This window comes from Paenibacillus sp. FSL H8-0332, from assembly GCF_037963835.1.
Lineage (GTDB): Bacteria > Bacillota > Bacilli > Paenibacillales > Paenibacillaceae > Paenibacillus_AQ > Paenibacillus_AQ rhizoplanae.
Window position 1 is genome coordinate 3,175,497 of the sequence record NZ_CP150145.1, and the last position, 23,966, is coordinate 3,199,462.

The window sequence follows — 23,966 nt, forward strand, 5'->3', positions numbered from 1 at the left end:
ATATGGTATTAAGTGAGCATATTCTCAGTGTATTGCGGGCTAAAAACGTACCTAGTCATGTTCAAATTGAATTAACCAAAAGATGCAACTGGAGATGCAAGTTTTGTTATGCCGAGTGTGATGAAGACGATGGATTAGATACTGCAACATTGTTCACTTTGTTGGACGATTTAAAAAGAATAGGCACGATTGAAATTAATTTTACTGGTGGAGAACCTTTATTAAAGAGAAGATGTATAGAAATATTTGAAAGGGCTAAATCATTAGGGTTTGGCCTGTCCCTTAATACCAATGGTTCACTAATAAATGAAAAAAACTATAGACAACTCTCTGAGCTGTTTTCGAGAATTGAGATAAGTTTGCACTCTGGAATCGAAAGCGAACATGATCAAATCGTACAGAGAACTGGAGCATGGAAAAAGACAGTCGATGCCATTAAATTGTTGACAGAAGCAAACGTGAAAGTGTTGATGAAATGTGTACTCACTCAAGAAACCCTTAACTCATTGAATTCATTAAATTTGTTATCCAAATCGCTGGGAGTCGAACTAGTAGTTGATTATAACATTACTTCAACATACAGCGGGAATACAAAACCTTTGCAATATAAATTAACTAATGAACAGATTTCCAAGTTAATAGAAACGGACAAATCAGTGGTTTATAAAGTATCTGATGATTATATAGAAGAAAATTATAAAAAAAGAAAACTTTCTGATGGCATCTGCCGGGCTGGAAGAACATCAGCTTTTATTGATGCTGAAGGAAATGTATTTCCATGTATTATTTTTAAAGATACTAGTGTGCCGGAAAACAGCGGTGGTTACACCGAGAACATTAAAACAAAACCGTTTGAAAACATCTGGAGGGACAATTCCTTATTTCATGAGATCCGTGCTTTGTCTGCGGCTGATTTTGATAAATGTTTAAGTTGTGAAATAGATAATTATTGCATTAAATGTATAGCGAAAAATTATAAGGCCTCCGGAGATCTTTCTAAACCGCAAAAAGATTTTTGTATCCAGGCTCACAGTACTTATGGCTGTTTAGCAGAAAGAAAATATTGAATATTAAATTTATAATATGGAAAGGAGGTGAACTCAATGAAGAAAACATATTTCAAACCAGAAATTGTATCTTATGGTGCACTTGAAACAGTTGTGCTTTCTGGTAACTCAGCAAGTAGCTGTCACACTGCATGCCCTTATTGATTGAAGGTATAATACCTGTTTTTTAAAATCGTCAAATATCCTTCGGGTGGCACTTTCCTTTTTGACGTTAGAAATGCCACCTGAGATATTTGTAATGCAGAAAGGAACCCCGATGCTGCAATTAATTTATGCTATGTTTTTATTGAGAGAGAAGAAAATGAATGAAGTCATTGAGTACTCCCTAAAGCATAAACGTTTAAATCCGAACCTGAAAAAATTTATAAACGTTACAAAAAAAATGCTTAGCGTAAGCAATAGTTCTTTGATTAATAGACATTTAGAACTTGGTTGTTTGAAGAGATCTCAGATCTTATTTTATTTAGCGTGCCGTTATGGTGTTTGTGTAACACTGAAGGTTGGATTCTGGCACTATTATGACAGTCATAACCGAAAAGTACTTTCTGGACATGCTTGGGTAGAACTAGACGGAGAGCCCTACTTCGAATCTCAGAGTATAAAGAAATACAAGGTTTCGTTTGAAGCGAAAAATTAGCTTTTGAAAAGGAGATACGATCATGATGTATAAACTTAACGCAAGAGATTTTGGATGGAACCAGATTGATGAAGATTTTGTTGTGTTTACAATGACGGACGAAAAATATCATGTATTTAACGAAACAGCCAAAGAATTATTTGAATTTATTCATGTACACGAAGGTTGTTCTATAGACGATATCAACAATTATTTTGAACAAAATTATGAAATTGAAAATCAAGAACAGCTAAGCCAAGATATAAAAATCCTATTAGAGCAAATGCAGCAAATTGGAATGCTTTACGAAATTTCATGAAAAAGACGCTTAGTTTAGGCAAGTATAAACTTATTGTAACCAGTAAAGATCCAAAATTATTTGATTCTTTGAATAGCTATCCGGACTATCAATACAGTGAGGATAGGAGAATAGACATAAAAGTATATTTTCAAAGTTTTGAGGGAGATCATCCTTATATAAATAAATCAAATTATGTTCTTTCCAAACACAGTGTGGATTTGGATCCTTCTATTATTAAAGGTCATTATGTTTCGCAGAAACTTCCTGCCTCCGATCTTATTTTATTGGAAAACATCATGATTTCAAGAGATTTTTTTCATAACAAATTATTTATTCTATATCGGAAAGATCAGGAGCATTATTTGATTACGGAATCTTTTGTAGAAACTTTTATCGCACAAGTCTTATATAGGAATGGAGAAATTCCTTTTCATGGAGCAGTACTGGTAAAAAACAACTCCTCCATCGGCTTTATAGGTAAATCTAATTCCGGTAAATCATCGACTATAGTCCAATTGTTTGAGGCTTGTGATGGGTTATTATGTAATGATTTTTTTTATCTGAATTTGAAGGAAAAAAAAGTATATTCCTTAGATAAAACAATTGGAGTACGAAAAAGTGATTTAAGATCAATAAATCGTTTTATAGCAAATATTCAAAGTGAAGACTGCTTTTTGGGCAACAAGGTTCAAGATTATTATGATATTTCTAAATTTTCAAAGCTGAAATTCTATACGACTCAGACTTTATCCAAAATTATTTATCTGGAGATTAAAGACGATATCGTTGTTCCTTCCATTAATAAGATAAGTAATTCTCAAGCTTTAAGATATTTTCTGGAGAATTCAATTCATCCCTCGAAATTACTGCCTGAGCAGCTGAATTTAATTCATTTATATCAAATTTTATCGAAAGATGTGTGTTTTTTTAAATTGTGCCTACCCAGATTCGAGGCGCTTGATTTGGGAGATATTGATAGTATTTTTGATGAAAGATTTATTGAAGAAATATTTAGAAACTAATCAGAAGGATGACTGTCTGAAGGAGAGAGACATTTGCATTTAGTGGAAGAATGGATTCAAACGCACCTGCGTTCCGAAAATAGACTTTTGTCAATAATCAGTCGTGTAAATTATCAAGAACTATCAGTATTTTGGGAAGTGATGAACGAAATTCCATATGCTGTTATAAAGGGAGAGCCGCTCTCATTATTGGCCTACAATAAATTTGGTTTCCGTGGACTCGGTGATGTGGATATTCTTATTGATCGGAAAAGCATTCCAAAAATGAAGGAGATTTTAAAAACGTGCGGCTTTGAAGCAATAAGCCGAGATGAAAAAAAAACCAATTTTTCAAGAGTGTTTTGTCTAGCGTCTTCTCACCAATTGGTTCCCTACGTCAAAGAATTGCAATCTAAAAAAGGCTGTCATGTCGAGTTGGACATTAACTTTGATTTATTTTGGGGGGAATATTCGGGGGAGAGGATCGATGTTAATCACTTCCTGGAAGATGCATCCGAAATGGAGATTTACGGGCATAAATTACAGACACTACCTCCAATAAAAGCACTTCTACAAGTATGTTTGCATCACTATAAAGAAATGAATTCTATCTACCATTTGGTTAACCATAACACCATAAACCTTCCAATGTTTCAGGATGTCTATTATTTAATCAAGAACAATCTTGATACAATCACAGTCTCAACAATTTATCACCTTAGTAATGAATATAAAATAACACCTTATATTTTTTATGTAATCTATTACACCCAGTTGATTTTTAAAGATCCTTGTTTAAATCAATTTTTAGAAGCGCTCAAGACAGAAGAAGGAGAGAAGCTACTTGATTATTATGGACTAACGGAACAAGAACGGAAAAAATGGCAAACGGATTTTTTTACAAGACTTCAAACAGATAAAAAACTTAATTTGATAAAAAACAATTTAACAGAAGCGGATATCCACAAATTACGAATTAATAATAAAGTATTTAGAGGGTACTGACTAGCTTCCTATATTCAACGGGTGGTGTTTATCTTATGGAACAAGTAAACAAACATAATTATATGACTTCTTTTCTTGACATGGTGCATACGTATTCCTTTTATTTGATGGACAAATATTACGACAGAAAATTAAAAATAGACACAGATAAGTATATTCTACTGAATAATAAATCCGGATACTCCAATTATCAACCAACGCCCTACTCGGCATTAAAGAAACTGTTTAAATATCAGCCGTTTACTCCAAATGATCATTTTGTGGATTTTGGCAGTGGGAAAGGAAGAACGGTTATTTGTTCCTCCTACTATGGATGCATGAATACATTTGGAGTGGAAATAAACGAAGAAATGCATTCTATTGCGCTGGAAAATGTTTCGAAATTTACACGAATCGAAAAGAGGGATAGGATTTCATTTCATTTATGCCCCGCCGAGGCTATGAATATATCTCCAAATATGAATAAGTTCTTTTTTAATAATCCGTTTGATCTGAAATATTTTATGAAGACTACGGATAATATATTATCTTCGGTAAGAGAATTCAACAGAACAGTTTTTTTGTATTTATATTCTCCGAATGAATATTACACCCGTTATCTAAATCGTAATAAGAACTTTAATCATACTAAAAGAATATCTACAGGTCTGTTTCATATGAACTACCCCTACATTGATATCTACACAACAAACATTTAATACATTCGATGAGAATAAAGGTGAAATCATGAAAATTCATCATTTAGGTTTTATTGTGAAGGATATGAAGAAAGACCGAATAATTTTCGAAGCTCTTGGTTTTGTGGAAATTGGCGAAGTTGTCTATGATTTCATACAAGATAACAATATTATGTTTCTAGAAAGTCAAGATGGCAGTTTGCTTATTGAATTAATCGAAGCAGTAAGTGAAAGGTCGAGCGTTCGAAATTTCAAATCGGGTTATCATCATATCTGTTTCGAAAGTGGAACAAAAATGGATATGAATCAATGGTTTAAAGCTTTAAAGATAGGAAAAATCTTCACAAGACAGATTACAGCGCCTGCGCTACAAAATAGAAAAGTTGTTTTCGCATGCTTAAATAATGGGAGTTTAATTGAGTTTATTTTATAGTGGAGGATACGAAATGGATATTACCTTTGAGACAATACACTCTGCGCTACTAGAAGCACTTGATGTTGCTGATTTGCCATCTTTAGCTGACAGGAATCGTGATTTGACAGAGGTTGGCTTAGATTCAATTGGTTTTATCAGATTTATTGTAACTTTGGAAGCAGAATTGGGTGTTGAAATTCCAGAGGAATATATAATACTTGCCCGTATGAATACTCTTAACAAGGTGATGCAAGTTCTTTCCACCGTCAAATGAAGGGAGTTCACTTCTTTGTATATTCAAGGTAAGGATCTGAACATTTCAGTTATTTCTAACATAACGATTGAACACTTTTTTGGAATGCATATTAACAGCTTATTCGATACTCCATCTGAAATTAATTATATACCTAGTAATGTATGCTTTGAAAACCGTCATATTGAAGTAATGCAAAAGTCGGATCTAATATTGGTTTGGCTGAATATCAGGAAATTAAGCCCGGGAATACTCTCAAACATAGGTTTCAAAGATGAATTGCAGATAGTTTATAAAGATGTACTAGAATACATCAAAGTCATATATTTAAAGCTGCGTAATGAAGTTAATTCAAAAATAATATGGATGGGTTTTGAAGACTATTTTGATTGTTTGCATGAGGTTGTTGGAAATATTCTTCATAATTATAATTTCATTGACCGCTTGAATCAAGAGATCAAAGATCTATTGAGTGAAACTTCTGATATAGTTATTGACCTGAAAAGGTTAATATCTTATATCGGAACCAGAGATGCATATGACACCAAAGGATTGTACCGCTGGAATTCCCCATACACATCCGATCTTATCTATTTAGCTGCAAAAGAGATTTTTAAACAGTTCCGTATTTTAAAGAGAAATGAAAAAAAATGTATCGTATTGGACTGTGATAATGTTCTGTGGGGTGGGATATTAAGTGAAGATGGTATTGAAAATATAAGTTTAGCCTCTAATGGCCCGGGACAGTTTTTTCAAGATTTCCAACGATTCCTGTTAACTTTACATACCTTAGGGATCATTTTGACTGTTTCAAGTAAAAATGATTTATCAGATGTTTTAAAGGTATTCAATAGTCATAGTGAAATGATCTTAAGAGAAGAGCACATCGCAAGTTTTCAAGTAAATTGGAACAATAAAGCAGAGCAAATTCAATTAATAGCCGAAGTTTTAAATATAAGTTTGGATAGCATCGTATTTATTGATGATTCTATTTTTGAAGTGGAATCGGTAAATAGCATTTTACCAGATGTTAAAGCAGTACTCTTTAAAAAAGAAAATATTTACAGCAGTTTATCTTTGTTCAACTTGTCTCTTGATTTCGATGCAAATCTTATTGCAATAAGGAATAATACGTATCAATCAAATGTGCATAGGACGGTTTTGAAAGAGAAGACAGCTTCATATGAGGAATATTTAAACGCTCTTGATACAAAAATTAATATACATATAGCAGATGATTTAGAGTATTATCGAATTTCAGAATTAAGCCAAAGAGCGAATAAGTGTACGGTAGGTAAAAGGTATACTGTATCTGAAATAAAAGAGAAAATCAGTACAAAAGGTTATAAATTATATGCAGTTGATGTGTCGGATAAATTCAGCGATTTAGGTCTTGTCGGAGCATTTGGTGTCATACAACTATCTGGAATATACTATTTAGATTTGTTTTGTTTATCTTGCCGGGTATTAGGAAGGAATATTGAAAATCAACTTATTTCTTACGTAAAAACGAATTTTAAAGATATCAAAGTAGAGAGCTGTATAAGAACTCAAAAAAATGATGGTTTTATTGACTTGTTACTTTTGCATTTAAATTAGAGGAGGAAAGTAAATGAACTCTAAAATCTTACCAATGAAGTATCCAATTATAACTTCTTGGCAATGGCAAGCTAATTTATTTTCAATTCTATCCAATTATCCTGAAACACAACCATGGATCTATAGCAATTATATTCAGTTGCATATGATCAGAGACGAATCGCACGACAAAACCTTTGTTGACTTTTATAAATATCCTATATTAGAGGTTTGCCCATGGATTTATAATCAACATCTAAAACGAGAAACCATTTTGTTTTTTAAAAAAGATATTTGTGAGTTTTTTATCGAGTGTATCGATCTTAATAATTATATTTATGGCGTGTTTGAACAATCCTATTTCGGCCGCTCAGAATTTTTTCCTCACGATACATTTATATATGGTTACAATATGGAAAAGAAAGTATTTTACATAGCTGATTTTTCTATTAAAGAGAAATACTCTTATACAGAGGTATCATTTTCACAAATTGAAAAAGCATATTTAGCCATTGAGGAAAAAGATGATTGGCTTTTAGATAAAGGGGGACTGCAGCTTCTTAGTTTTAATGCTAAAGGCATATTTGATTTTAAACCCTCGTTGGTAATAGAATTCTTGGATGAGTTCTTACAGTCTAAAAATAGCTTTGAAAAAAGTTGTTTTTATATAAACAATCCTAATAAAAGTGTATTTGGATTAGAGGTTTACAGGAAAATAAAGGAGGATTTAATAAATAAGAATACGGATTTTAGACATATCCATGTTATTTATGACCATAAGGTTTTAATGCTTCATCGTATAGAATATATGCAAACTCACGGCTTTCTTAACCAAGCAGAAGTTATATATAAACTTTATAAACAATTGGAGCAGAAAACTCTTTCAGCAAGAAACCTTTTACTTAAGGCAATTATAACTCAGAATGATAAACAGATGGATCAGATCATTAGATTGTTGGGGGAAATAGAATGTATGGAAATAGAGGCGATGAATTTAATGCTGAATAACATAAAGCAGTGTAAAATATATTAATTTAGACGAGTGAGAAAGAAATTATTCTTACTGAGGAGATTACAGTGTATTACGGCTCAAGATAAAGCTCTGCTGGTCAGGGAGCATGAAGACCACAACCTTTGATTTGATCCTTTGATTATGGACTTTTTTACATGGAATATAATTATTGATCTTCGATAAATTACGACAGCGTAATATCTGCCCCCCATGCTATTCTATTACTAATACATAATAGCTTACAAAGGGGAAACGTTGATGAAAAGGTTGCTTTATATCATTTTGGCAGTAGGTTTAATGATGAGTGTAACGCTCACCGGAGGGACAGATACTTCATCTGCTGCACAAGCAAATAAGATTTTACGTATCGGTCTGGGAAGTCTTCCTGATCAGCTTGATCCGGCAGCAGCTGCGGATGACAGCACAGTGACGGTTGTCAAAGGGTTATTTGAAGGACTGGTCCGCTTGAATGCGGCTGGTCAGGCCGTTCCGGCAATTGCAAAATCATGGACCCTCTCGAAGGATGGCAGAACATATACCTTTGCACTCCGCGGGGATGCGAAATGGAGCAACGGGCAGCAGGTGCTGGCCTCGGACTTCGAGTATGCCTGGAAGCGGGCGCTGGCTCCGGAAGCCAAGAATGTTTATGCTTTTAATATGTACATGATTAATAATGCGCAGAACTACAACGAGGGACTTCTGAAGGATACCTCCAAAATCGGCGTAAAGGCTCTGAATAACACCACACTCCAGGTCACATTAAAGGAGAAAACCTCCTACTTCATCCAGCTGCTCGCAGAGAGTATCTATCTGCCGGTGTATGCTAAGACCGCGAAGGCCAACAACCAATGGGCTACAGACATTAAGTCTATGGTAACCAATGGTCCCTTCAAGCTCAATACATGGAAGAGTAATAAGATTTCTATAGTTAAAAATCCTGCTTATTATGCGGCCCAAGAAATTAAGCTGCCGGAGGTACGTCTGCTGCTGCCTGGGAATCCGACCGCCGCTTATATGAATAAGGAGGTTGACTGGGTTGGAGGCGGAGGGGAGGAATCGGTGGATTATACATCTTTAGATAGCGCATCTTCCCGCGACCTGCATGAAGGACCGTATGCTTCCACCTATTTTTATCAATTCAATCTGACTAAGCCGCCGTTTGACAATCTGAAGATCCGCCAGGCATTGGCGATGGCGATTGACCGCGAAGCCTTGCGTTACGGCAATCCGGCGTTTGGATTGGTGCCGCCAAGTATTCATGGGACCCAGTTGAATTTCCGCACAGAGATGTCGGACAAGATGTACTTTCATGAGGATGTGGCGGCGGCCAAGCAATTACTGAAGGAAGGCATGAGAGAAGCGGGACTCACCAAGTTCCCCAGCTTCACTATTATCGTGAATGAATATATCAACCATGACGTTATCGCAAGTAAAGTGATTAAGGACTGGCAAAAGAACTTAGGTATTGAAGCAAGTGTAGAAATCCAAAGCTTCGAGGAACTGCTGGATAATCGTATACATCAGAACTATGCTATAGCAAGAGCGGGGTGGAGCGCTGATTTCAATGATCCGGCCTCGATGCTGGAGCTGTTCAGTTCACAGAATGTCTCCAATGATACGGGGTGGAGCAATGCAGGGTATGACCGTTATATACAGCAAGCCCGGCAGGCGGGTGACCCCGGCACACGTATGCAGATCTATGCCACGGCCGAACAGCTGCTAATGAATCAAATGGCGGTTATTCCGCTGTTTTACAGTGTGACTGATTATTTGAGTCATCCTAATATCAAAAATGTATATGTTGACTATGACGGGTCCATAGCTTTCACAAGAGGGTCGTGGCGGTGAAAAGCGTATAGAATACAAGGGTCAGGAGGCCATGAGCAGATTGCTGCTTGTGGCTTCTTTGCGTTGTCTTGAAGTCCTTCACCAATTGTTCAAGAACAGGCAGTATCCGAACTGAAAACTAAGAATATCTATGTTAGTATGAAATGAACGAATTATATTATATTCATTCATATTCAGTATTCTATTCTGGAGGGACAATCATGAAGAAGGTCATCGCAATTATCGGCAATCAGCAAAAGAACAATACGTACAGAGCGGTCCGTGAGTTTGAAGCGCAGCTCAGAACCTATGAGGAGATTGAGTTTGAGTATATTTTCCTCAAGGACTATAGGCTAGAGTTCTGCCGGGGCTGCAAGACCTGTTTCAGTAAAGGCGAAGAATATTGTCCGCTGAGGGACGACCGGGATGTGCTGGTGGAGAAAATGGAGGGCGCAGACGGTGTGATTATGGCGACCCCCAATTATGCATTCCATGTATCGGCAGCGATGAAGAATCTGCTGGACCGGCTGGCGTATGTGTTCCATCGGCCGCAGTTCTTCGGCAAGACGTATACGGCGATCGTCAATCAGGGAATTCATGGCGGCAATGCGATTGTCAAATATCTTAGCAGCATGGGAGAGAACTTCGGGTTCCAGGTTACCAAAGGGTGTGTGCTTAGTACGATGGAGCCAGTTACCACGGCAGCAGCGCAGAAGAATGCTGTGAGAATCCGCAAGTCTGCGGCCCGCTTCTACAAAGGACTGATGCGGCCGGCACCGCCGACTCCCACATTGTTCCGCTTGCTGATGTTCCGGCTGTCCCGGACCAGTATTCAGCATATGCTGGATGAGCGGTCGAAAGATTACCGGCATTACCAGGCTAACGGCTGGTTTGAAGCGGCGTATTATTATCCGGTCTCTCTGGGTCCTGTCAGGAGCTTAGCAGGACATCTGTTTGACAGAATCGGTAAAAGAATGGCTAAACGCGCTTAATAATGAATGAAATTAAATATATTCATTCACGACCAGGAGGGTCAACATGAGAGAATGCCCTTCACAAGGGCGTTGAAATGTAACAAATATTTTGCAATACTAGCTATACCAATGAGATCCTTATACGCAACAGAACCCAAAGGAGCAATGCATATGCATACCGACTCATTATCCGCCATCGCGGCGGGATACCGCCATTCAGTTCTGCTCTTGCTGGACGGAACCGTGCGGGCTTGCGGCGAAAATACATACGGGCAATGCGAGGTAAGCGGCTGGCGTGATATTGTTGCGGTTGCAGCAGGCAATGCTCATACAGGTAATTCGCATACAGTAGGGCTAAGAGCAGACGGAACGGTGGTCGCTGCCGGCTGGAATAAGCATGATCAATGTAATGTGGGCGATTGGCGCGATATCATTGCGGTTGCGGCAGGCTGGCGGCGTACGGTCGGGCTGAAGGCGGACGGAACGGTGATTGCGGCGGGAAGAAACAACGAAGGGCAATGTGAAGTCAGTGGCTGGGCGGATATCGTTGCGGTTACAGCAGGAGACTGGCACACACTTGGACTTAAGGCCGATGGTACGGCTATTACAGAGGGGAACAACCGCTATGGGCAGCGGAATGTGAATGGCTGGCAGGAGCTGACGATGATCGCAGCGGGTTATCTTCATACGACCGGACTTAGAGCAGACGGCACAGTAGTAGCTACAGGTCTGAATAAGCGCGGACAATGCGAAGTTGGCGGCTGGCGCACAATGAAGGCCATTGCGGCAGGCAGTCATCACACCGTAGGTCTACAATCCGATGGCACAGTGACGGCTACAGGCTGCAATGATTACGGACAATGCGAGGTAAGTGGCTGGACGGATATCGTTGCTATTGTGGCAGGCTGCACCCATACGCTAGGTCTTCAAGCGGATGGCGTGGTAGTTGCGGCAGGGAGCAATGCATACGGGCAATGTGATGTTGAAAAATAGCTATGAACGCTACCTAAAACAGGGCTCATAGCTATTCATGAACAATTACACGGAATCAGCCGTTCAACAATTCCGACTTTTTACGGTCAAATTCCTCTTGTGTGATCGCGCCCATATCCAGCAGCTGTTTGAATTTCAGCAGTTCATCAGCCACACTGAAGTTCTCTTTGCCCGCAGCAGATGAGGTTACCGGTTCTTGCTTCGAGTCAAAGCCCAAGTCAAAGAATTCTCCTTCGATTACGTTAATCTCTTCATCTTCTGCCGAACGCTTCACTTTCTCGTAATCCTGCTCGAACTGTGCCTCTGAGTAGTCGCTGCTGGCAGCCGATAGGGCCTCGCGCAGACGGTTACCCATTGGTTTCATCGAGAAATAAGTCATTCCGCCCGAGAGGAGCCCGCCGAGGACCGGTACGAACTTTGATGCACCTTGAGCGAAGGTTTTTTTAGTGATTTTGATTCCAATATAAGCTGAGATTTTCTTAAGAATCGGATAGTACATGGTTTGGGTCAAAGCTTGCTGCGGAAGCTTCTTCAATAGCTGCTGAGAGATTCTTGCCGTCAACAACCTCATCATGGAAGCTGAACCTGCAACTCCAAACATTACTCCCAAATACAAAGTTAGTTCCCGGGTAACATGCTCTGAATCTGCGGGGTCTTCTTCCCACAGGTCGGTGCGGCCATACAGATAAGCGAGTTCTTGAGACATTCGCAGCACTACGCCAAAAAACTGCAAAGTATCTGCCGGAATGGTCGCCGCCATGGCTAATCCGCCTGGAAGTCCAACGGCTGTCGAGGCTGCTGTACTCAGAAGGGTCCGTTTCTCAATTATCGTTTTCGCCATTTTATCAATCACAGATAGGTTGATTCCGGCTTCAAGCGGCCCTTTATCCAGTATCGTGTGCATGTTTCCATAAGAATCATATTTGGCAAACTGCTGAGCGAGGAATTCACGCCGGTCTACCCGTACCCCGGGAATTTTGATGGCATTCGTCAAAATCACTTCCATTGTACCTTGTGTGCTGTGCTGTTCGTTTGTCATCTCAGATCTCCTTAGAATCGGTATGTAAGAATTAGGCCTCTGAGCATATATTCGGGAAGCATGTTGATTTACCCTCTATTGACTTACACTAATCTTAATGCAATCTTAATCCCACAGCAGAATCCGTAATACTATGCTGATTATGCACATGCTATACTGACGCTAGAGTGTATAATGGCTGGGAGAAATCCATGGAACAATGAGGTTCATAAGAGGAAAGGAAACATTCGGATGACAGGGCAGATTACGGCAGAGAAACGGCGGGGCCGGCTGAAAATATTCTTCGGATATGTACCGGGAGCAGGGAAGACCTGTGCAATGCTGGATGCCGCCCGTGCAGAGCAAAAGGAAGGGACTCAGGTAGTGGCCGGCTATATTGAGACCCATGACAGAGCAGAAACAGCAGATCGGCTTAGAGGATTGGATCTTCTTCCACTGATGGAAATATCTATTAACGGGGCAATCGTCCGGGAATTTGACCTTGACCAGGCGATCCGCAGGAGACCGGAGCTGATTCTGCTGGACGAACTGGCCCACATCAACGCTCCGGGAGTACGCCACAAAAGGCGGTATCAGGATGTGGAGGAGCTGCTGCGGGCTGGAATTAATGTGTACACTACCATCAATATTGAGCATATTGAAAGTGTGACCGATGTGGTAGCCTCCATTACAGGGATTCCTGTACCCGAGCGTATTCCGGATAGTGTGTTCGATCGTGCAGATCAGATTGAGTTCGTTGATATCGCACCCGGAGACTTCATAGAACGTCTGCAAAAAGGGCGGATCTGTCCCGATGAGCAGCTGCAACAGATATACGGGGAGATCTATCAACCGCAGAAGCTGATTGCCCTGCGGGAAATCGCCTTGCGTTATACAGCGGATCAGTTAAACCGGATTGCTCTGCAGTTCGGGGAGGGAGCAGGCGCGGCTGGCTTTTATACCAAGGAACATATCCTGGTCTGTCTGTCGTCGGCAATGTCCAGCAAGAAGGTCATCCGTACAGCGGCCAGAATGGCCGAAGCCCTACATGGAGAGTTCACCGCACTCTATGTGGAGACCTCCAGGACGAAAGAATTGACACTGAGGAACAAGTCGGAGCTGAGGGAGAACCTGAGACTGGCCGAACAGCTGGGGGCCCAGATTGCGACAGTGTACGGTGAGGATGTTCCGGGACATATCGCCGAATATGCCAAAACCAGCCGGGTCTCCAAGATCGTCCTGGGTCGTTCACAGCATAAAAGCCGCTTACCGACCAGCTCTAATTTTGTCGATAAGCTGACGGCGGCCGCTCCAACTATTGATATCTATATCATCCCGGACCATGAGACTGCCGCGCACCCGAGAATTCCGCTGTATGCCAGACCTCCGCTGCTGTCACTGGCTGATACCGCCAAAACGCTGGGCATTCTGCTGGTCTGCACGCTGATCGGATTATGGTTCAAGGTTCTGGGCTTCAGCGAAGCGAACATCATCACCGTCTATATTCTGGGTGTTCTGCTGGACGCGATGGTTACGAAGGGACGGCTGTATAGCGCGGCGACTTCGATTTTGAGCGTGCTGGTGTTTAACTATTTTTTCACAGAGCCTTATTTCTCGCTGAAAGCCTATGATTCCGGTTACCCGGTGACGTTCGTCGTCATGCTTGCCGCCTCGTTCATCACCAGTACGCTGACGCTGCGGGTCAAGGAACAGGCGCGGGAATCGGCACAAAAGGCTTACCGGACGGAGGTGCTGCTGGAGACCAGCCGGAAGCTGCAGCAGGCCAAAGACACCCCGGCCATTATCAATGAGACGGCACTGCAAATGCTGAAGCTGCTGGACCGGAGCATTATCATCTATGAGGTTGAGGGAGATGAACTCTCGGAGCCGCTCGTCTATCCCAAGGCTGGAAGTGCTGTGGAGGCGGAGAGGGATACACTGGAAGCTGAACGCGAGGTTGCGGAGTGGGTGCTGCGGAATAATAAACGTGCCGGAGCCTCTACCGATACGTTCTCGATGGCCCGTTGTCTGTATCATGCGGTACGCAGCGGGGATGCCGTATTTGCCGTGGCAGGAATCGTGATGGAGCAGGAAGAACCGCTGGAGGTATTTGAGAAAAGCCTGATGATCGCCATGCTTGGCGAATGCGCGCTGGCCCTGGAGAAAGACAAGCTGAGTGAGCAGCAAAAAGAAAGCACGCTGCAAATTCGTCAGGAGCAGCTGCGTGCCAATCTGCTGCGCGGCATTTCGCATGATCTGCGCACGCCGCTTACCAGCATCTCCGGCAATGCAGGAATTCTGATCGGCAACTCGATGGTCCTTAGTGAGGACCAGAAGCAGGAGCTGTACAGCGATATCTATGATGATTCGATGTGGCTGATTAATCTGGTGGAGAATTTGCTGTCCATTACCCGGATCGACAATGGTGCGGTTCACCTGAACTTCCAGGCGGAGCTGCTGGAGGAAGTCATTGCGGAAGCGCTGCTGCATGTGAACCGCAACAAGGAGGATCATGTGATCCGGGTCCTGCTCGAAGATGAGCTGCTGATGGCCCGAATGGATTCACGGCTGATTATTCAGGTGATCATCAACCTGGTAGATAATGCGATTAAATACACCGGTTCCGGGTCACATATTACATTAACCGCCAGACAAGAGGCGGGCTTCGTTGTGGTAGAAGTCGCTGATGACGGACCGGGAATATCCGCCGAAGCCAAGGCCAAGGTGTTCGAGATGTTCTATACGGCGGACAATGTCCGGGGAGACGGCAGGCGCGGGCTGGGTCTGGGACTTGCGCTCTGCAAATCTATTATTCATGCCCATGGCGGGCATTTTGAAGTACAAGATCATGCTCCGCAGGGGACGGTATTCCGCTTCACCCTGCTGGCAGAGGAGGTGAACGTCCATGAATAAACCAATGATTCTGGTCGTCGAAGATGACAAGCCTATCCGTAAGCTGATTACCACAACACTGGAGACTCAGGGCTATAAATACCATACGGCGGAGACGGGGGAGGCTTCCATCCTGGAGGCGGTATCCAGTCAGCCGGATCTGATGATTCTGGATCTTGGTCTGCCCGATATGGACGGCGTTGATATTATTAAGAAGGTCCGGGCCTGGTCCAACCTTCCGATCATCGTGGTCAGCGCCCGCAGTGAGGACCGGGACAAGATCGAGGCGCTGGATGCCGGGGCGGATGATTATCTGACCAAGCCCTTCAGCGTGGAGGAGCTGCTCGCCCGACTGCGGGTCAGCCTGCGGCGAATCCGGGGGGACAGCGAGAAGCTGATGAAGGATTCGTCTGTCTTCACCAACGGGAATCTGCGGATCGACTATTCGGCGGGCTGTGTCTGGCTGGGCCAGGATGAGATCCATTTGACGCCCATTGAGTATAAGCTGCTGGGTCTGCTGGCCAAGAATGTGGGCAAAGTTCTGACCCATAATTATATCCTGCATGAAATCTGGGGCAGCCCAACGTATGACATTCCGGCGCTCCGTGTATTCATGGCGACGCTCCGCAAGAAGATTGAGCGCAGCCCTTCACAGCCTAAGGTGATCCAGACGCATATCGGTGTCGGTTACCGGATGCTCCAGATCGGGGACGACAGCAGGGTGATTTGAACAAGCAAGCGGAATCCGCATAGCGATTAAGAAATAAAGGATTCGTAACCATGCCTGTACAGGCATGGTTTTTTGCCGTTCCTGCTGACAGAGAGCAACGGGGGTTACAGCACGCTGGCGATTTTTTTACGTAATCTTAATCCGCTGAAGCAAACCCTAATCCTGAACTAATGGCGGGAGTGGTACGCTAAGTCCTGAAGTGAACCACATTAGAGAGAAGGCATGGAGATGGATGTGTGGCTAAGAAATATCGGACTGATGACAGTGCTGACTGCGGTGCTTGTGCTGATCAAACGGAAATATGACCGGGTCTATCTGCTGCAGGGCTGCTCCTACGAGAATAGCCTGGTATACGCTGCTGCGGGTAAGTTTGCCGGGGGCGCAGAGGCCGGGGAGGTCAGGGAGATGCTGATCAACAGCTTCGAGTTCGATCCGAAGGAGACAGAGCTGATTCTGGCCAGGGCGCTGCCGCACAGAATGGAGCCGGATGGAGGGTATGGCGCTTTTATCAAGGAGGTCAATCAGCTGCTGGGTGAAAACATTTACCGCTCTTAATTCAGTCTTAACGGGATCTTAATGCGCCGGAGGAAACCCTAACCCTGAACTTATGGCAGAAATGATACGCTAGACCGGAGTTACAAGAGAGAGATTACATTAGGATGAGGAGTGGCAAAGACGATGATGGATGTGTATATGACAGTGGTTATGGCAGCTCTGTTCACTTTGTTCTACGCGTTTGCACAATGGTGCGGCCGTGTGGTGGATGAACAAGGGGGGAATGAGTGATGGCGGTTGTGCTTGCAGCGACTGCGCTGCTGTTTCTTTACCTGGTCTATGCTTTGATTCATCCCGAGAAATTTTAAATATTAAGGAGGGTCATCCGTGGGGATTGTACAAATGCTAATAGTGATCTTAATACTCGTACTGCTGGTGAAGCCGGTGGGAACTTATCTATATCATGTCTTCTCGAATGAACCGAACCGGACAGACCGGATATTCGGCAGAGCGGAGAAGGGGATTTATCGTCTGATCGGGCTGAAGCAGCGGGGCGGGATGTCCTGGAAGAAGTATGCGGTCAGCTTCATTGTAACGAATATAACACTGGTCGTATTCAGCTATATTTTTCTGCGGTTACAGAAGGGGCTTCCGCTCAACCCGAACGGGATCGGCAACATGGAAGAGACGCTCACCTTCAATACGGTAATCAGCTTCATGACCAATACGAACCTCCAGCATTACAGCGGGGAGAGCGGGGTATCTTACTTCTCGCAGATGGCGGTAATGACGATGCTGATGTTCACCTCGGCAGCCAGCGGCTTCTCGGTTGCGGTTGCTTTTGTCAGAGGGATTACAGGACGCAGCACGGTGGGGAACTTCTTCGAAGACTTCGTCAAAGCGCATATTCGGATCTTCATTCCGCTTGCACTGCTTGTAACAATGGCGCTTGTTGCGCTTCATGTGCCGCAGACTCTGAAACCGACACTTGAGGTGACCACGCTAGAAGGCCAGACACAGCAGATTGCCATTGGCCCTGTGGCCTCCCTGGAGTCCATCAAGCATATCGGCACGAACGGCGGCGGTTTCTTCGGAGCCAACTCGTCCCATCCTTTTGAGAACCCTAGTCCGCTAAGCAATGTGCTGGAGATTCTCTCCATGTGGCTGCTGCCGGCATCTCTGCCGTATATGTACGGGAAGTTCGCTAAGAACAAACGTCAGGGCTGGATGATTTTTGGAGCGATGATGACGTTGTTCGTGCTGCTGCTGGGATTGAATTATGCGGCTGAACGTGCGGGTAATCCGGCGATTAACGCGATGGGCATTGATGCCTCACAAGGCAGTATGGAAGGAAAAGAAGTCCGGTTCGGGATTGCCCAGTCGGCGCTCTTCACAACTGTCACCACAGCGGCAACCACCGGCAGTGTGAACAATATGCATGACACGCTGACGCCGCTTGGCAGCATTACGCCGCTAACCCTGATGATGCTGAACAATGTGTTCGGCGGCAAAGGTGTCGGACTGATCAATATGCTGATGTATGCGATACTCGGTGTTTTCCTCTGCGGACTGATGGTCGGACGAACGCCGGAATTCCTGGGCCGCAAGATTGAAGCAAGGGAAATGAAGCTGATCGCCATCGCTATTCTGATCCATCCGCTGATTATTCTGGTGCCGACGGCGGCCGCTTTTCTGACGGATCTCGGTAAGGGCGGCATCACCAACCCCGGATTCCACGGGATGACCCAGGTACTGTATGAATATGTGTCCGCTGCTGCCAATAACGGCTCGGGCTTTGAGGGATTGGCGGATAATACGTCCTTCTGGAATATAACGACGGGTATGGTTATGCTGCTGGGCCGGTATGTCTCGATGATTGCGATGCTGGCGGTCGCCGGTTCTCTGCTGCGCAAGAAGCCGGTGCCGGAGACAATTGGAACGTTCCGCACAGATAACGGGCTGTTCACAGGCATTCTGATTGGTACGGTGCTGATCATTGGCGCACTGACCTTCCTGCCGGTGATTGTCCTCGGTCCGGTTGCAGAATATTTGACTCTACGGTAGGGAGAGGGAGAGAAGAGAATGAGTACTGTACAACGCAAAAAATTGCTGACCGGCCCCATCCTGTGGAGTGCTGCCAAGGACAGTCTGGTGAAGCTTAATCCGGTGACTCTAATGAAGAATCCGGTTATGTTCGTGGTTGAGGTGGGTACGGTCATCGTACTGCTTATGGTGCTGGCGCCGGGGTATTTCAACGCTGAGCATGCCATCGGGTTCAATATTGCCGTATTCTTCATTCTGCTGTTCACCGTGCTGTTCGCTAACTTCGCGGAAGCACTGGCTGAAGGCCGGGGCAAGGCCCAAGCCGATTCGCTGAAAAAAACAAAGCAGGACATCACCGCCCGCAAGCTGGCGGGTTCAGCCATCAAGGAGGTACCCGCCTCGGAGCTGCGCAAAGGCGATGTGGTGGTCGTAAGCCAGGGAGAATTCATCCCCGGTGACGGTGAAGTGATCGAAGGGCTGGCTTCTGTCGATGAATCGGCGATTACAGGGGAGTCGGCACCGGTCATTAAGGAGGCCGGGGGGGACTTCGGCTCCGTGACCGGCGGTACCCGTGTAGTCAGCGACCAGATCAAGGTGCGGATTACCAGTGATCCGGGAGAGTCCTTCCTGGACCGGATGATCTCACTGGTCGAAGGGGCCAAACGTCAAAAGACACCAAATGAAATTGCCCTGAACACCCTGCTGATCAGCTTGACGATTATCTTCCTCATTGTCGTGGTAACCCTGCGTCCCATCGCTGATTATATCGGCGTTAAGCTGGAGATTCCGGTCATGATCGCGCTGCTCGTCTGCTTGATTCCGACTACCATTGGCGGGCTGCTGTCAGCGATCGGGATTGCCGGGATGGACCGGGTGACGCAGTTCAATGTCCTGGCGATGTCCGGTAAAGCGGTGGAAGCCGCCGGGGATATCAACACGATGATTCTGGATAAAACCGGTACGATCACCTTCGGCAACCGGATGGCGAGTGAATTCGTCACGGTAGGCGAAGCGTCAGGAACAGAGCTTGCCGTCTGGGCGGCGGTCAGCTCGCTGAAGGATGAGACTCCGGAGGGGCGTTCCGTCCTGGAGCTGGCGAAGAAGCTGGAACTCCGGTATGACAGCAGCCTTGCAGACGGAGGGGAGTTCATAGAGTTCAAGGCAGAGAGCCGCATGAGTGGTATTGATCTGCGGGATGGACGGTCGGTGCGAAAGGGAGCTGTAGACTCCGTGAAGAAATGGGTGCTGGCGCAGGGCGGTGAAGTCCCGTCCGATCTGGACAATAACTCGGATGCCATTGCCAGATTAGGCGGCACTCCGCTTGCCGTTGCAGTAGACAGCCGGATCTATGGGCTGATCTATCTGAAGGATACCGTCAAACCCGGGATGAAGGAGCGCTTCGACGAGCTGCGCAGTATGGGGATCAAGACGATCATGTGTACCGGGGATAACCCGCTGACCGCCGCCACGATTGCCCGGGAAGCCGGGGTCGATGATTTCATTGCCGAGAGTACGCCGGAGGACAAGATTGCGGTCATCCGCCGGGAGCAGAATGAGGGCAAGCTTGTAGCCATGACCGGTGACGGCACCAATGATGCCCCCGCCCTGGCCCAGGCCGATGTGGGGCTGGCGATGAACAGCGGGACAACCGCAGCCAAGGAAGCGGCCAACATGGTGGATCTCGATTCTGATCCGTCCAAGATTATTGAGGTAGTAGCGATCGGGAAGCAGCTGCTCATGACACGCGGAGCGCTGACTACCTTCAGCATCGCCAATGATATTGCCAAGTATTTCGCCATCATTCCGGCCATGTTCACACTGGCCATTCCCGAGATGGAGGCCCTGAATGTGATGGGGCTGGGGTCTCCCAGCTCGGCGATTATCTCGGCGCTGATCTTCAACGCCATTATCATTCCGCTATTGATTCCGCTCGCCATGCGCGGGGTATCGTACAAGCCGATGAGCTCAACCCGGCTGCTGGCGCGCAATATTGTCATCTACGGGCTTGGCGGTGTGGTTGTTCCATTCGCAGGCATCAAGCTGATTGACCTGATTGTCAGGATCTGGATCTAGAGGAGGCATAATTATCATGGCACAATCCATTCATGAGACCAACGTAGAACAGGCATCGCCATCACCAGCTGCCTACTTCTTCACTATCGTAAGATTAAGCATAGTATTCATTATTCTCTGCGGAATGATCTATCCGCTGGCGTCTACGGCGCTTGCCCAGGTGCTGATGCCTGCCCAGGCGAACGGAAGCCTGCTGAAGAATTCAGACGGGAAGGTTGTCGGTTCTGCGCTGATCGGGCAGAAATTCAGTGATCAGGCGTGGTTCCAGAGCCGTGTGTCCAGTATTGAATACAAGGCGGAAGCTTCGGGATCGAATAACTACGGGCCGTCGAATCCTGATATGCTGCAGCGTACTAAGGACTCGATTGCCCAGTGGAAGCTGGACAATCCCGGTATCCCCGCCAGCCAGCTGCCTGTTGATCTGGTTACGAACTCAGGCTCCGGCCTTGATCCGCATATTACACCGGCTGCGGCACTCGTACAGATTCCCAGAATCAGCCAGCTGACCGGTATTCCGGCAGACACCCTTCAGGCCCTGGTGACCAAGCAGACCGAAGGCCGTGATCTGGGACTCTTCGGGGAGAAACGGGTAAATGTGCTGAAGCTGAATCTGGCATTATCGGAACTCACCCGTGGCACCCTATAAACGCAAGTCCCCTGAGGAAATCTTATATTCCATCTATCAGCTCCAGCGGGGGCGGCTGAAGATTATTATCGGCTCGGTCAGCGGGTCAGGCAAAACCTATCACATGCTGGAGGAAGGCAAGCTGCTGAAGCAGCAGGGCATTGATGTGGTGATCAGTGCCGTATCCACTATGGGCCGGGCGGAAACCGTCCAGCAGCTTGGCGATCTGGAGCGGGTCCCCAGCATTCACTGGTGGAAGGACGGCAAGGAAGAGAAGGATCTGCCGCTTGAGGCTCTGGTGGAACGTAACCCCGAGGTGCTGCTGGTGGATGGTCTGGCGCACCGCAACCGTGAAGAGGCCCGCTTCCAGACACGGCTGGAGGACATCCGGTATCTGATGGATCAGGGTATCAGTGTAATCACTACTATCAATGTCTATGAGCTGGCCGGTGTGGGTGAGCAGATCTATGAGATGACCGGCATCCGTTCAGAGGAGACTGTTCCGCTGAATACCTTGGAATTGGCTGACGAGGTGCGGCTGATTGACGTCTCTCCGGAGACGATCCTGAAGCGGCTGGAGGAGGGCGTGCTTGGTGAGGGGGCGCATCCGGCACTATCCCTCAGGGGTAACCTTGGCGTGCTCCGTGAGGTATCGCTGCGGCTGATGGCGGAAGGGGTCAATGACTCCTTGGAAAAGCACCGCGAGGCCGAGGGACTGATCGGTCCCTCCGGCGCAACCGAGCGGATTCTGGTCTCGGCGCAGTATCATTGGAATGGCTCTCTGTATATAAGAAGGGGACAGCAGATCGCCAAACGGCTGAACGGTGATCTGATTATCGTGACCTTCCTCTTGCGCGGCCGTCCGCTGACCAAGGATCAGCAGGTATTCAAGCGCTCCATCCGCAAGCTGACCGAGCGGATTCACGCCCGGTTCGAGGAGCTGGAGCTGCTGCGTCTACGGATGCTCCCGTCCATGCTTGTGCGCTATGCCATTCAGAACAATGTTACCCGAATTGTGATGGGGCATTCACAGAAAAGCGGCTGGCAGGAGAAGTGGCAGGGCTCCATTGCCAGCCGCGTCCTGCGGCGGACGCGCAATATAGATGTGTTCCTGATGGCAGACCGCGCGGAGCAGGATGGCGAACGGATTCTGCCGGTCCGGCCAGCCCCGAAGGAGACTGCGGAGCCGTTCCACCGTCTAACCACCCAGGAGCTGGAGAAGAAGATTGAGCATATCCGCCGGGGAACCTTCAAGGTATATATCGGCTCAGCCCCCGGAGTTGGCAAAACGTACAAAATGCTTCAGGAAGGCAATCTGCTCCGCAGCAGGGGAATTGATGTGGTTATCGGGCTGCTGGAGACCCACGGAAGGGAGGAAACCAGGCAGCAGGTAGGCGGATTAACGCTGATCCCCAGAGCGCGGATTCCGTATCAGTCTACGGAGCTTACCGAGATGGATACCGAAGCGATCATCGCCCGGCATCCCGAGGTGGTGCTGGTGGATGAGCTTGCCCATACGAATGTTCCCGGAAGTATCACGAGGAAACGGTATGAGGATGTCATCCGGCTGCTGGAGAACGGAATCTCTGTCATAACCACCGTCAATGTGCAGCATCTGGAGAGCCTGAACGATGCAGTGGAGCAGTTAACCGGTGTGCGGGTCCGCGAGACGGTGCCGGATGCGATTCTGCGGATGGCGAGCGAGGTGGAGCTGATTGACGTTACGCCGCAGATGCTGCAGCAGCGGATGCGGGAAGGGAAGATCTACGCGCAGGAGAAAGTCAATCAGGCCCTGGAGTCCTTCTTCCGAATCGGCAATCTGATCGCGCTGCGGGAGCTGGCCCTGCGCGAGATTGCCGATGATGTCGATGAGCGCCTGGAGGCCTGGGAACGGGAGCCTGCCCTGCGCGGCCCTTGGAGCAGGCGGGAAGTCATCTTCGTCTGCGTGGATACGGGCCCGCAGGCCGAGCGGCTCATCCGGCGCGGGTTCCGGATCGCCCACCGCCTCAAAGCCGAATGGCATGTGCATTACGTACACTGCTCCCGCATACAGACACCGGAAGAACAGAAGCGGCTGAATACGCTGAGGCACCTGACGGAGCGGCTGGGCGGTGTGATGGACATCACCGAGGCGGGAAGCCGCAAGCATCTGCATAAGCATCTGCTCCAGCTGATGAATGATCGGCAGACTACACAGCTGATCATCGGACAGTCACGCAGGCATTGGGCGTATAGCCTGTTCTCGATGAGCTTCGTTCAATATCTGCTGCGGCATGCCCGGCATATGGATATGCTGATCGTGGCCGTTCATACGCAGATAATGGAATGAGGCAGCTTAGCGTCGTAGGAGCGGTACGGGTAATGTACAATT

General features: G+C 46.2%; 21 protein-coding genes. 20 read left to right on the forward strand and 1 reads right to left on the reverse strand.

Translation table 11 applies throughout. The features are described 5' to 3' along the window. The first annotated feature begins 2 nt into the window (after positions 1-2). The 13 genes from NST43_RS13780 to NST43_RS13840 all read left to right on the forward strand — a co-directional run bounded on the left by NST43_RS13780 (position 3) and on the right by NST43_RS13840 (position 11,719). Entirely contained in the window at positions 3-1,067 is a 1,065-nt protein-coding gene (locus NST43_RS13780; RefSeq protein ID WP_339224920.1) for a radical SAM protein, read from the forward strand. A gap of 205 nt (positions 1,068-1,272) precedes the next feature. Then, on the forward strand, positions 1,273-1,704 hold the full coding sequence (locus NST43_RS13785; protein WP_339224921.1) for a lasso peptide biosynthesis protein: 432 nt from the start codon (positions 1,273-1,275) through the stop codon (positions 1,702-1,704). 22 nt (positions 1,705-1,726) lie between these two features. Further along, positions 1,727-2,002, forward strand: coding sequence for a PqqD family protein (locus NST43_RS13790; RefSeq protein WP_339224922.1), 276 nt, complete (start codon positions 1,727-1,729; stop codon positions 2,000-2,002). Continuing rightward, on the forward strand, positions 1,999-3,006 hold the full coding sequence (locus NST43_RS13795; RefSeq protein ID WP_339224923.1) for a hypothetical protein: 1,008 nt from the start codon (positions 1,999-2,001) through the stop codon (positions 3,004-3,006). The genes NST43_RS13790 and NST43_RS13795 overlap by 4 nt, the downstream gene beginning before the upstream one ends. A 42-nt stretch (positions 3,007-3,048) precedes the next feature. Further along, complete coding sequence (locus NST43_RS13800) at positions 3,049-3,990, forward strand: nucleotidyltransferase family protein (protein WP_339225416.1); 942 nt, start codon at positions 3,049-3,051, stop codon at positions 3,988-3,990. A 35-nt stretch (positions 3,991-4,025) separates the two neighbouring features. After that, positions 4,026-4,688: a hypothetical protein gene (locus NST43_RS13805; protein ID WP_339224924.1), complete on the forward strand. Its 663-nt coding sequence runs from the start codon at positions 4,026-4,028 to the stop codon at positions 4,686-4,688. Positions 4,689-4,716: 28 nt separating this feature from the next. Next, a complete protein-coding gene (locus tag NST43_RS13810; RefSeq protein WP_209870528.1) occupies positions 4,717-5,100 on the forward strand; it encodes a VOC family protein in 384 nt (127 codons plus the stop codon). Between the two features lie 13 nt (positions 5,101-5,113). Next, complete coding sequence (locus NST43_RS13815) at positions 5,114-5,356, forward strand: acyl carrier protein (protein WP_339224925.1); 243 nt, start codon at positions 5,114-5,116, stop codon at positions 5,354-5,356. Positions 5,357-5,371: 15 nt separating this feature from the next. After that, positions 5,372-6,934 (forward strand): HAD-IIIC family phosphatase, encoded by a 1,563-nt coding sequence (locus NST43_RS13820; RefSeq protein ID WP_339224926.1) that lies wholly within the window; start codon positions 5,372-5,374, stop codon positions 6,932-6,934. Positions 6,935-6,947: 13 nt separating this feature from the next. Then, a complete protein-coding gene (locus tag NST43_RS13825) occupies positions 6,948-7,946 on the forward strand; it encodes a hypothetical protein (RefSeq protein ID WP_339224927.1) in 999 nt (332 codons plus the stop codon). A gap of 276 nt (positions 7,947-8,222) precedes the next feature. Next, a complete protein-coding gene (locus tag NST43_RS13830) occupies positions 8,223-9,773 on the forward strand; it encodes a peptide ABC transporter substrate-binding protein (protein ID WP_339224928.1) in 1,551 nt (516 codons plus the stop codon). A gap of 200 nt (positions 9,774-9,973) precedes the next feature. Continuing rightward, positions 9,974-10,744, forward strand: coding sequence for an NAD(P)H-dependent oxidoreductase (locus NST43_RS13835; RefSeq protein WP_339224930.1), 771 nt, complete (start codon positions 9,974-9,976; stop codon positions 10,742-10,744). A 153-nt stretch (positions 10,745-10,897) separates the two neighbouring features. After that, entirely contained in the window at positions 10,898-11,719 is an 822-nt protein-coding gene (locus NST43_RS13840; protein WP_339224931.1) for a chromosome condensation regulator, read from the forward strand. Positions 11,720-11,774: 55 nt separating this feature from the next. Here NST43_RS13840 and NST43_RS13845 read toward each other — a convergent pair whose 3' ends face one another. Next, the gene (locus NST43_RS13845; RefSeq protein ID WP_339224933.1) at positions 11,775-12,758 is read right to left on the reverse strand and encodes an SHOCT domain-containing protein; all 984 of its coding nucleotides are present in this window, start codon (positions 12,756-12,758) and stop codon (positions 11,775-11,777) included. Positions 12,759-12,989: 231 nt separating this feature from the next. Between NST43_RS13845 and NST43_RS13850 the strand changes: the two genes are divergently transcribed. The 7 genes from NST43_RS13850 to NST43_RS13880 all read left to right on the forward strand — a co-directional run bounded on the left by NST43_RS13850 (position 12,990) and on the right by NST43_RS13880 (position 23,924). Next, positions 12,990-15,650, forward strand: a complete 2,661-nt coding sequence (locus NST43_RS13850) for a sensor histidine kinase KdpD (protein ID WP_339224934.1) — start codon at positions 12,990-12,992, stop codon at positions 15,648-15,650. Further along, positions 15,643-16,359 (forward strand): response regulator transcription factor, encoded by a 717-nt coding sequence (locus NST43_RS13855; protein ID WP_173127303.1) that lies wholly within the window; start codon positions 15,643-15,645, stop codon positions 16,357-16,359. The genes NST43_RS13850 and NST43_RS13855 overlap by 8 nt, the downstream gene beginning before the upstream one ends. Before the next feature lie 228 nt (positions 16,360-16,587). After that, entirely contained in the window at positions 16,588-16,914 is a 327-nt protein-coding gene (locus NST43_RS13860; RefSeq protein WP_339224935.1) for a hypothetical protein, read from the forward strand. A gap of 327 nt (positions 16,915-17,241) precedes the next feature. Beyond that, positions 17,242-18,918 carry a potassium-transporting ATPase subunit KdpA gene (gene kdpA, locus NST43_RS13865; RefSeq protein ID WP_339224936.1) on the forward strand — a complete coding sequence of 559 codons (1,677 nt, stop codon included), beginning with the start codon at positions 17,242-17,244 and terminating at the stop codon, positions 18,916-18,918. Between the two features lie 18 nt (positions 18,919-18,936). Next, entirely contained in the window at positions 18,937-20,970 is a 2,034-nt protein-coding gene (kdpB, locus tag NST43_RS13870) for a potassium-transporting ATPase subunit KdpB (RefSeq protein WP_339224937.1), read from the forward strand. Between the two features lie 16 nt (positions 20,971-20,986). Continuing rightward, positions 20,987-21,616: a potassium-transporting ATPase subunit KdpC gene (kdpC, locus tag NST43_RS13875; protein WP_209990391.1), complete on the forward strand. Its 630-nt coding sequence runs from the start codon at positions 20,987-20,989 to the stop codon at positions 21,614-21,616. After that, entirely contained in the window at positions 21,603-23,924 is a 2,322-nt protein-coding gene (locus tag NST43_RS13880; protein WP_339224938.1) for a universal stress protein, read from the forward strand. The genes kdpC and NST43_RS13880 overlap by 14 nt, the downstream gene beginning before the upstream one ends. Positions 23,925-23,966: the final 42 nt, after the last annotated feature.